The sequence below is a fragment of the Ameyamaea chiangmaiensis genome (assembly GCF_013376175.1).
GTDB classification, from domain to species: Bacteria; Pseudomonadota; Alphaproteobacteria; order Acetobacterales; family Acetobacteraceae; genus Ameyamaea; species Ameyamaea chiangmaiensis.
In genome coordinates, this window is record NZ_JABXXR010000099.1 from 1 (window position 1) to 11,054 (window position 11,054).

8 protein-coding genes and 1 pseudogene are annotated in these 11,054 nt (G+C 67.3%); 2 read left to right on the plus strand and 7 right to left on the minus strand.

What is annotated here, in order from left to right; all coding sequences use genetic code 11:
- The 7 genes from HUK82_RS11535 to HUK82_RS11565 all read right to left on the minus strand — a co-directional run.
- Positions 1–1,380, minus strand: a 1,380-nt coding sequence (locus tag HUK82_RS11535) for an AAA family ATPase (RefSeq protein WP_176614099.1), incomplete at its 3' end; no start/stop codon positions are given.
- A gap of 8 nt (positions 1,381–1,388) precedes the next feature.
- Entirely contained in the window at positions 1,389–2,018 is a 630-nt protein-coding gene (locus HUK82_RS11540; RefSeq protein WP_176614100.1) for a thioredoxin domain-containing protein, read from the minus strand.
- Positions 2,019–2,148: 130 nt separating this feature from the next.
- On the minus strand, positions 2,149–3,069 hold the full coding sequence (locus HUK82_RS11545) for a hemolysin family protein (protein ID WP_176614101.1): 921 nt from the start codon (positions 3,067–3,069) through the stop codon (positions 2,149–2,151).
- On the minus strand, positions 3,066–3,635 hold the full coding sequence (ybeY, locus tag HUK82_RS11550; RefSeq protein WP_246495435.1) for an rRNA maturation RNase YbeY: 570 nt from the start codon (positions 3,633–3,635) through the stop codon (positions 3,066–3,068). The genes HUK82_RS11545 and ybeY overlap by 4 nt, the downstream gene beginning before the upstream one ends.
- The gene (locus HUK82_RS11555; protein WP_373318276.1) at positions 3,619–4,779 is read right to left on the minus strand and encodes a PhoH family protein; all 1,161 of its coding nucleotides are present in this window, start codon (positions 4,777–4,779) and stop codon (positions 3,619–3,621) included. Before HUK82_RS11555 ends, ybeY begins: the two co-directional genes overlap by 17 nt.
- A complete protein-coding gene (gene miaB, locus HUK82_RS11560; protein ID WP_264802236.1) occupies positions 4,776–6,185 on the minus strand; it encodes a tRNA (N6-isopentenyl adenosine(37)-C2)-methylthiotransferase MiaB in 1,410 nt (469 codons plus the stop codon). The genes HUK82_RS11555 and miaB overlap by 4 nt, the downstream gene beginning before the upstream one ends.
- Positions 6,186–6,483: 298 nt before the next feature.
- Positions 6,484–7,473, minus strand: a complete 990-nt coding sequence (locus HUK82_RS11565) for a lysophospholipid acyltransferase family protein (RefSeq protein WP_176614103.1) — start codon at positions 7,471–7,473, stop codon at positions 6,484–6,486.
- 408 nt (positions 7,474–7,881) lie between these two features.
- Here HUK82_RS11565 and HUK82_RS11570 point away from each other — a divergent pair, with 408 nt between their 5' ends.
- Together HUK82_RS11570 and HUK82_RS11575 are read left to right on the plus strand one after the other, a co-directional pair.
- Positions 7,882–9,969: an autotransporter assembly complex protein TamA gene (locus HUK82_RS11570; protein ID WP_373318277.1), complete on the plus strand. Its 2,088-nt coding sequence runs from the start codon at positions 7,882–7,884 to the stop codon at positions 9,967–9,969.
- Positions 9,969–11,054: pseudogene (locus HUK82_RS11575) on the plus strand (translocation/assembly module TamB domain-containing protein); the annotation flags it as partial. The gene HUK82_RS11570 and the pseudogene HUK82_RS11575, both read left to right, overlap by 1 nt.

The window sequence follows — 11,054 nt, forward strand, 5'->3', positions numbered from 1 at the left end:
CACGCGTCCGGCATCCAGTGCCGCCTGAGCGTCGACCAGAGCGCCCTCGAGCGCACCAACCGTCTCTTCGGACGGAAGATCGGCCCGCAGCGCGCCGGTCTCGTGCTCCAGACGTTCAAGCTGCTGCGCCAGCCGCGCACGCCGCGCACGCGTCTCGTCGCGCTTGGCCTGCAAGGCGGCGATCTCACTACGTGCACTGGCCGTTCTAGCGCGCAACTGGTCGAGGGCCACGGTTTCGCGCTCAAGCGCCGATGCGGCGGTGTCGCGCGCCTGTTGTGCCTCGTGACGCGCGTCCGGCAGCACCGCCAGACGCTCCGTCACCTCGCGTTGTTCCTCTTGCAGTTGGCTTAACCGATCACGGGCATCGTCATGACGCGCCTGCGCCGCCGCCAGATCGGATTCCAGCTGCGCCAGCCGGTCCTGCGACTCCCTTGCGGCCTGCGTGGCGCGGGCCTCGTCCTGCGCCACGGTCTCCGCCGCCACGCGGTGACGTTCAAGCTGGGTGCGATGCCGGTCCGCCGCCTCGCGCAAGGCCGGCAGCGCCTTGTTGGCCTCGAATTCCGCAACGACGCCCTGCTCGGCGGCATTCTCTGCCTGCTTCAGGGCGACGCGTGCCCGCCCCGCAGCCTCTCCCGCGCGCTCGACCGCCTGTCGCGCCCGGGCGTGCAACAGGGCCAGCAGGGAAACCTCCGCGTCGCGCAGTCCGGCCGATAATTCCCGGTAACGCGATGCCTCTTTCGATTGGTCGAGCAACCCTTCGAGCTGCCCTTCAAGCTGGACCCGCAGGTCTTCCGCACGGCCGAGATTGGTCTCGGTCGCGCGAAGCTTCAGTTCGGCCTCGTGGCGTCGCGCATGCAGCCCGGTGATGCCCGCGGCTTCTTCCAGGACCGAGCGCCGCTCGTCTGGTCGCGCGTTGACCAGCGCGGAAATGCGGCCCTGGCTGACCATGGCCGATGACCGCGCGCCGGACGCCAGATCGGCGAACAGGGTCTGCACGTCACGGGCGCGTTGGGTCTTGCCGTTGATCCGGTAATCCGACCCCGCTCCGCGCTCCGCGCGCCGTGTGATCTCGAGCTCGTCCTGTTCATGGTGCGGCGCGGGCGCGATGCCCGCGGCCCCCTCCAGCGTCAGGCTGACCTCGGCCAGACTGCGTGCCGGACGGGCGGCCGTTCCGGCAAAGATCAGGTCGTCCATCTCGCCGCCGCGCAGCGACCGGGCGGAACTCTCGCCCATCGCCCAGCGCAGGGCCTCGACGACATTCGACTTGCCGCAGCCGTTCGGCCCGACGATCCCGGTCAGACCCGGCAGAATGTCGACGACGACGGGGTCGGCAAAGCTCTTGAACCCGGCGATGCGCAGGCGGACGAAACGCGCGGTCATGGCGTGGATCAGGCGGCCGCCTTGTCGACATTGGCGGAGAACGTGTCGAACGAGATCTCGCCACTGACTTGAATCGCGTTGAAGCGGAATGTCGGCGTCGAATCGATCTTATAGCGTGCGGTGGCCGAATCCTCCTCGGCCATGATCGCCTGACGCAGGGCTTCGTCGTTGATCGTGGCGGTGAACTGGTCGGCGGACATGCCGGCGAGGGCCGCCATCTTCTGAAGCTGCGCCTGCGGATCGACGTCCTGATTGTAGGCCCAGCGATCCTGGCTCGACAGCAGCGACAGGACGAACGGCTCATACCGCTCGACCGGCAGGGACCGTGCGACCATCGTCGCCATCAGCGCCACGCGGTCCAGCGGGTAGTCGCAGAACACGTAATAGATGCGGCCAGTATCGATCAGCTTCTCGCGCACCTTGGGGAACACGTCTGCGGCGAAACGCGCGCAGTGGGTGCAGGTCATGGAGTACCATTCCTCGACCCGCACCTTGGCGTTCGGGTTGCCCAATGCGCGCTCGCTCATGCGCGGGTCCGCCGCCAGCGCACGCCGCATTACGCCCGGCGTGACCAGTCCGGCCATACCCAGGGCGATGGCGGGGGCTCCGGCAAGGATCGAACGACGGGTCTGCGGCATGACAGGGTTCCTCGGGGCGCAAGGCGTTATCGTGGTGCGACAGGGGTGGCTCATGCCACCCGGCCGGTTGTTCGTGCCGACAGAGCCCCGATCATCGCCGTGCGTCAAGTCGGACGCACGGTGATGCCCATCATTCTTTTCCGTCGGCCGCGTCCTCCGGCGGCATCACCCATTCGCCGGGCAGTCGCATCCGCACACGCCGGATGTGCCGCGCATCGGCTTCGAGCACGCGAAACACAAGGCCGCTTTCCTGCGTCAGAACCTCGCCCCGGGTGGGAACATGGCCGGCCAGATGGAACACAAGCCCACCGACCGTCTCGATTTCGGCCTCGCGCTCGGGCTCGGTCAGAAACGGGCCGATACGCTTTTCCAGCAGGTCGAGCGGCAGCCGCGCGTCGATGTCGTACGCGCCGTCGCGCCGCGTCGTCATCATGTCCTCGACCGGCTCATCGTGTTCGTCGGAAATGTCGCCCACGATCGTCTCGATCAGATCCTCGATCGTCACAAGCCCGTCGATCCCGCCATATTCATCGACGACCAGCGCCAGATGTACGTGGCGTAGCCGCATCTGCAACAACAGGTCCAGCACCGGCACCTGCGGCACGATCAGCAACGGCTGGCGCAGAAGTTTCTCGATGTCGAAGGCGTCGCTGGTCCCCACATAGGCGACCAGGTCCTTCACATGGATCATGCCAACGATGTCATCGAGATGTTCGCGATAGACGGGCATGCGCGAGTGATTTTCCCGGCGCATGGTCGCCAGTGCCTCGTCGAGCGTGATGTTCACAGCCATGGCGGTGATGTCGGCACGTGGCACCATCACGTCGCCCGCCGTGCTGCCGCGCAGCCGCAACACGTTGGCGATCAGAGCGCGCTCCTGCCGGTCGAGCTCGGGCTCCTCACCGCCGCCGGCCGCCTCGACTTCCTGGACCAGCGATTCGATGGACTCGCGCAGGCTCTGCTCCGGCCGGCGCCGGGAGAAGAGTCCCAGCAGACCGCGTCGCGCGGGCACCTGTTCGGGCCGGGCGGCCTCGGATCCGGGGTCCGTCACAGGTCGCGCCCCCGTGCCGCCGATTTCCAGGGGTTCGGCACCCCTAGACGGCCGAGGATCCAGGCCTCGGCCATTTCCATCCGGCGCGCTTCGCCCACTTCGTGATGATCGTGGCCTGCGAGATGCAGGATCCCATGCACGACAAGATGCACGAGATGATCGCGCACCGGACGCCCCATCGCGCGCGCTTCACGCTGGACGACACCACGTGCGAGCACGATGTCGCCGCCATGGCCCGGTGCGATGGGCATGAATGTCAGGACATTGGTCGGCTTGTTGCGGTCGCGGTGGCGGTGATTGAGCGTCCGTACAGCCCGGTCGTCATCCAGGACGATCGTCGGCGCCGTCTCGCCGCCACCCGCCGCGCGGGCGACACGGCGCAGCAGCGGTTCGATGCCACGCACGACCCCGCGCCAGCGGGGGTCGGCGACGATGATTGTCGCGTCGTCGCCCTCGGGCGCGAAACCGGACATGTCACGTGAGGAGGGGCGGGCCGGGTCATCGCCCGGCTCGTCCTGAAACGGTTGGGCCTGCGCGTGGCGGCCCTGACTACTTCGAGGTTCCATCGTTTTCCCGGCGCGAGCGGCTGCGGGACATGTCCCGCACCGCGACCGCGCGTTGATCATAGGCATCCACGATGCGCGCCACCAACGGATGGCGGACGACATCGACGGACTGGAAGCGCGTTATACCGATTCCGGGCAGCCCTTCCAGTGTTTCGATCGCGTCTCTCAATCCCGATGTCACGCCCGACGGCAGGTCAATCTGGCTGAGGTCGCCCGTGACCACCATGCGCGTTCCATGACCCATGCGGGTCAGGAACATCTTCATCTGCGCGGTGGTCGTGTTCTGCGCCTCGTCCAGAATGACGAAGGCGTGGGCCAGCGTGCGGCCGCGCATGAACGCAAGCGGCGCCACCTCGATCTCGCCCGTGGTCATGCGGCGCATGACCTGATCACCGGGCATCATGTCGTGCAGCGCGTCATAGAGCGGCCGCAGATACGGATCGATCTTGTCCTTCATGTCGCCCGGCAGAAAGCCCAGCCGCTCGCCGGCCTCGACCGCTGGGCGGGATAGCACGATACGGTCGACCTGACCGCTCTGGAGCATCGCGACCGCCTGCGCCACGGCCAGATAGGTCTTGCCTGTTCCCGCCGGACCGATCCCGAACACCAGTTCGGACCGGGACAGCATCTCCATATACGCCGCCTGTCCGGCTGAGCGCGCGGCGATCGGCCCGCGCTTGGTCCGGATCGCGGGCAGGTCGGCCAGCGGAAGCCGTGGCTCCTCGCCGACGGAGGGGGGGGCGATGGAAGAGGTAAGGGTCATGCCACGCTCCATCAGGGCTTCCGCCCAGTTGCTGGTCGCCAGCCGTATCGCGCTGTCGATCTCTCCCGAATCGATCGTCACACCCCGTTCGGCCTTGCGGTAAAGCGCTGCCAGCGTCTCGCGCGTCAGCCGTACCCGTTCGGGCTCCCCATTGATCGCCACCCTGTTGCCCCGGCAGGTCAAGCGCACGCCCAGTCCCTGTTCGAGGCGTAGCAGATGGCGATCATGGTCGCCCACCAGCGCGGCGAGAACGGCGTTGTCGCCGAACTCCAGCGTCGCTGCGCGACTGTCACCGGTCAGACGTCCGGCGGGGGAGGGGACACGCCGCGTGGCGTTCCCGGCGATCGCGCCCGTCAGGGCGAAGGGGGGTGAGGTCGTCAAGCGCAGGCTCTCTCCTCTTGCAGTTGGCCGCCCAGCGAGTTGGTGAACGGCGCCGTGATCTCCACAGCCACCTCGGAGCCGATCAGGCGTTCCGGCCCATCGAAGTGTACCGGCTGAAGATAGGGGGAACGACCGGACAACTGGCCGGGCTTGCGGCCCTTGCCCGTGACCAGCACCGGCAGCGTGCGCCCGACCGTGGCCGCGTTGAACGCGTCCTGCTGTTGACGCACCAGTGCCTGAAGGGCCTGCAGACGCTCGTCCTTCACGGCCTCCGGCACCTGTAGCGGAGCCCCGGCCGCAGGCGTCCCCGGACGCGGCGAATATTTGAACGAGAAGGCCTGCGCGAACCCGATATCGCGGATCAGCGTCATCGTGGCCTCGAAGTCCTCGTCCGTTTCGCCGGGGTGGCCGATGATGAAATCCGACGACAGGGCGAGGTCCGGTCGGCTGTCGCGCAGACGACGGACCAGATCGCGATACTCGTCGGCCGTATGTCCGCGATTCATGGCGCGCAGAATGCGGTCGGAGCCCGATTGCACCGGCAGATGCAGGAACGGCATGAACTGGGGCAGGCGACCATGGGCCGCGATCAGCGCGTCGTCCATGTCGCGGGGATGTGACGTGGTGTAGCGGATGCGGGCGAGGCCGGGTATCCGCGCCATCTCCCCGGCGAGACGGGCGAGCCCCCACACCACGCCATCCGGACCGTCGCCGTGATAGGCGTTGACGTTCTGGCCAAGCAGCGTGATCTCGCGCGCGCCCGTCGCGACCAGACGGCGGGCTTCGGCCAGTACCGACGCCACCGGGCGACTGGCCTCGGCCCCGCGCGTGTAGGGGACGACACAGAACGAACAGAACTTGTCGCACCCCTCCTGAATGGTCAGGAACGCGGTCAGGCCGCCCGGCGTCTGGGGGGCCTGCGCATCAGGGAGGAAATCGAACTTCTGCTCGGCCGGGAAATCGGTGTCGATCACCGCGCCGCCGGCCCGCGCCGCGCGCGCGACCATCTCGGGCAGACGGTGATAGGTCTGCGGGCCGAGGACGATGTCCACATATGGCGCGCGTGCGAGGATTTCCTTGCCCTCGGCCTGCGCAACGCAGCCCGCGACGGCGATGATGGTCTTGCGACCGGCCTCGGCGCGCTCCTCCTTGACCAGCCGCAGCCGACCCAATTCGGAGAACACCTTCTCGGCGGCGCGGTCACGGATGTGGCAGGTGTTGAGAATGACCATGTCCGCCGCGTCCGGCGCGTCGACAGGGGCATAACCGAGTGGCCGCAGGACGTCGGTCATCCGCGCGCTGTCATAGACATTCATCTGACAGCCCCACGTGATGACGTGCAGGCCACGGGCATGCGGATCGGACGTGGGCTGGGTGGTAGGGCCGGGGACAGGTGTGACGGTCACGCGATATGCTCTCTTGACTGGTCGCCGGGCGCGCCGGCGCTGATGTCCGCAGACATCAGGTCCCATACCCGGATGGTCAAGAGAAAACGCACGTTGGCAGGCACACCGAGCTGGGACGGTCGGGCAAGTCCAGGTCGGTGCTGCGTTGCGGGCGTCATCGGAGTCGGGGCACTGCCTTTGCCGTTTCGCGTATCGGAGTGTCGCCGCGAACGGGGGTAGGCTGTCAAGCGCTCATTGTGCCGAAAGCGGTGCCGCGGGGCGGAGTTGGGCCGGCGGACGGAGATGCGGCCTGGCGTCGCTATTCCGGCACTGGACTGTTCTGACGAAGTGTCGCCGCGCCATCGGCCACCGCCTGCCATGCCGCGACCGCGAGTGCCTTGCGCGACGGGAACGCGTCCGGGTCGAGTGGCGGGTGCAGCATAATGGTGACACGCATGGAGCGCCATTGGGTCAGGCGCCAGATATGGGGCGCGAGGTCCATGTCCCCGTACCATGCGAACACGCTGCGCCGGGCGCGGCCGACCGGAAGACCGTCCAGCCGGTCGTAGACGATCGACACTGGCTGGACCAGCGGCGTGGGGAAGGCTGCCTCGATCGGGGTCTCGCCACGTGGCTGCGGTTTGGCGATGGCAAAGAACGACGACAGGAACGGCAGCACGCGTGATCCGTCCGACGAGGTACCTTCGGGAAACAGGATGAGGTTGTCCTGACGGCGAATCCGCGTGGCCATGTCGTCACGCTCCCGCCCCGTGGTGCCCCGCTGGCGCGAGACGAAGATGGTGCGTCCCAGTCGTGCGACCGTCGAGATTACGGGCCATGTGCGCACCTGGTCCTTGGCCACGAACACGGCGGGAACGACGCCGCCGATGGCGGCGACATCCGCCCATGACGAGTGGTTGGCGACGAAGATCACCGGGCGCTGCGCCGCGTCCGACTCGGCGCGAATACCGCCGGCCAGCGTTCCCAGGACACGCACGCGCAGCCCGATCTGCCGCGCGATGCAGGCCCAGAAAAACCGCGCGAAGCGAATTTTCATCCGCCCCGGCAACAGGATGAGGACCGACTGCACCACTGCGCAGATCGCCGCCAGTATCAGAACGCAGGCAATCCGGCGGCCGGCCCGAATCCGGTGTGCAAGCGCGAGCAGCCGCGAAGGGAGGACGGGCAGACGGGCGGTGTGCGGTGGCGAGTCCGGACGTCTCGCCCGGTGTGGGGACAGGGTCGGTCTGGTCGACACGGCCGCGACCACCGGCGGCTCCGACGGAGCAATCAGCCCGGTCTCGGACATGGCAAGTGTGGCGCTGGATGAAATGACGTCGACTCCGTCTGCAACGGTTGGCGGATGTGTTCTTGGGGTCGCGCGAAGCCCGGACAGGCCGGTCATAGCGCGAAGGCCGTCCGCGACACAATCATTTGCCGGGCGATGTCAGCACTTCGACTCTCGTTATCAAATCATGTCAGCCTTATCCGCACATAATATTAGGCCGTATATCAGAAAGATATTGGCATCTTGTTTACGGTCAGGCCACAACCCGGCCAAGGTTGCCGCGTAAGAACGATGTCGTCATGGTGGATGCCGTCAGGCTGGCACGGTGCCCGCGCGACGCGGTCGGACACGAAGAGATGGGAGAGCGCGCGGTTGAATGGGCGCGAGGTGCGCGGCGCACCGTACGGAAGTGCGACACGGATCATCCGCATGGTCGGGCCGATGAACGAGTGTACGTCGCCAGTAGTGCCCGATCGCGGGCGACATCGAAGCAAGGTGCTGTGTCTGGCGGCGTCGGGTGCGCTGACCGCGCTTCTGCCAGGCGTGGTGCGGGGCGCGGAAACACTGCCCTACACCACCACGATCACACCGTCTGGCCAAAGTGCGGTGGACGGGGCGCAGACGGCGTCATCCACTCTTGTCTCGTTGCAGAAGACACGCGCCATCGGTCCCTACGCGCTCGCCGGACGCATCCGGGGCGACTATGACCGGCTGCGCAGCGCGGCGGAGAGCTTCGGTTTCTACGACGCGACGGTGGTGATCACCGTCGCGGCCGCCCAAAACCAGACTCGCGCGAAAGCCGGGGCTCAGTCCAAGGCAGACTCCACGGCAAAAACGCCACCCGCAGCGACCGTCGCACAGGCGCAAGCCCTGCAACCGGGCGAACATCGCGGCGATGATCCGGCACTTGCCGAATGGCTCTCGGGCCTGCCGCAGGGCACCAAGCTCGACATTCGGGTCAAAACCGTAACGGGGCCAGTGTTTCATCTCGGCCAGATCACGCTGGACGCCCCCGCGACGGTGTCCGCCGCAACGCCTGCGACCCAGACGCCGACACCGGTGGCGACAGCACCAGTCGCACTTGCCCCCGCCGAGGCCGAAGCCTTTGCGCTCAAGCCGGGAATGCCGGCTGTGGCGTCGGACGTTCTCGCCGCTCAGGGGCGGCTGTTGAACACCATGCAGGAAGAAGGTCACGCCCTGGCCAGCGTATCGGCGCCCGTCGCCTATCTGAGGCCCCAGACGCGCACGCTCGATCTGGTCTTTCACGTTCATCACGGCCCACGCGTGAACATTGGCGCCATCAGCCTCGATGGCCTCGAACGCACACATCCCGGTTTCATCCGCCGTCGACTGACGGTCGCACCGGGCCAACTCTACCAGCCCTCGAAGATCGAGGCCGCCCGTCAGGATCTTGCATCCGTCGGCGTGTTCTCCCAGGTCGGCGTTCACGACTCCCAGGCACTGGCGGCCGATGGTACCATGCCGCTGGATTTCACGTTCAAGGAGGGCAAGCGTCGCTCCGTCGGGGCGGAAGCCGGCTTTTCGACCGACCTTGGTGGCCGCGCGGGCGTCACGTGGACCTATCGGAACGTGTTCGGCAACGCCGAGCGTCTGCGGCTGACCGCTCTGGTGACGGGCCTGGGCGGCTCCGCGCAGCAGGGGCTGGGCTACGATGTCTATGCCGACCTGATGAAACCGAACTTCATCGCACGGCGCGAGACCTTTAGCGCCCGTATCGAGGGCATGCGCCAGCTCTTTTATTCCTATCGGCAGACGGCGCTTTTGGCGCGGGCCGGGCTCACGCGCCCGATCGGTCGCATGTGGAACGTGAACTACGGCCTGGCTGGTGAACAGGAACGGATCGACCAGTTCGGGATATCGCACGACTACACCATCGTCATGGCGCCGCTCGCCGCGACGCTCGACACGACCGGGACACCGACACCCATCGATCCCGCGACGCACGGTGTCCGGGTGTCGCTCGGTGCCACGCCATCGGTCTCGCTCGGGCAGGGGACGTCATTCTACGCCATCCTGCAGGCAACGGCGTCGACCTATCTCGATCTCGCCAATTTCGGCTGGACGGCAAAGGGGCGCAGCGTGGTCGCCGTGCGCGGCATCGTCGCCAGCGTGCAGGGCGCTTCAACCTACGCCATCCCCCCCGACCAGCGTCTGTATGCCGGCGGCTCGGCCACCGTTCGCGGCTTTCGCTATCAGGGTGTGGGACCGCAATACGGCAACACCAAATACGCCATTGGCGGAACCTCGCTGGACGCCGGATCGGTGGAGTTCCGCCAGCGCATACTCAAGAGTTTCGGTGCCGCCGCGTTCGCCGACGCGGGTCAGGTCGGCACCGGCAGTCGCCCGGGCCAGGGGACCCTTCGGGTCGGCGTCGGCGGCGGCGTGCGCTACTACACGCCGATCGGACCCGTCCGACTCGATGTCGCCGTGCCAATGAACCGGCCTCCTCGCGGCGACAAATGGGAACTCTATATTGGGTTGGGTGAGACTTTCTGATGGCGCTTTCCCAACGGGCGCGCCGCGCGCTGATCCTTATCCCGTCCGTGCTGATCGGTCTTCCGGTCTCCCTGGTATTGCTCGCGCTGTGCATCGTGCTGGTCGGCGCCAATGTCGGGGCAGGGCGCCATTACATCGAACGCCAGACCACCGTACTGACCGGCGGCACGGTACATCTGACGGGCCTGTCCGGCCGCTTCCCCGACGCCCTGCGTGCCGCCAACATCACATTGAGCGACCGGAAGGGGGTCTGGCTCTCGATCGATAATCTCGCACTCGACTGGTCGCCGTTGCGTCTTGCCGTCCTGACCGCACGCGTGGATCGCCTGTCATTCGACCGGCTGTCGATCCCGCGTCTGCCGGTTGCCGACACCACACAGGCACAGCCCGCGTCACAATCGGGGGGCTCCAGCGTGCCGGGCATCAAGGTCGATGTGCGCGCGCTGGAGGCGCATCGCATCGAGGTCGGGCGGGAGGTCGCCGGGACTGCGGCCGCGTTTGCGCTGAACGGTCACGCGATGATCGCCACGATTGCCCCGATCCTCGGGGGTGTATCGGTCGAGACACTTCCTGACACGGATATCGCCCTCAATCTGACACGGCTCGACACGCCGGCGACGCTTGCCCTGACGACGCGCACTCTGCCCGGCACATTGGCCATGACCGTTGCCGCGCATGAGGCGCCGGGTGGCTTCCTGAGCACCCAGGGCGGCCTCGCGGCGCTCGATCCGCTCGATCTTCATCTGGCCCTCTCCGGCCCCCGCCAGCACGCCGCCCTTGATTTTGCGCTTCAGGCCGGCGCCCTGTCGGCGACGACGCGCGGCACCGTCGACCTGGTGCATCCAGGGGCTGCGATCCGGGTCGAGGCCCATGCGCCGGCCATGGCGCTTGGGGCTATGGCGTCGTGGCAGTCGCTGGCGCTTGGCCTCGATCTGCAGGGTGCTCTGACGGCCCCGCAAGGCAGCGGCACCCTGACGATCGACGGACTGAGTGCCGGCGGCGCCGGGTTTCGCCACCTCGCGGCGACGTTCACCGGCGTGGAGGCGGCTTCCGGCCACGCCGCCGACAGCAACGCCACCCTGCAC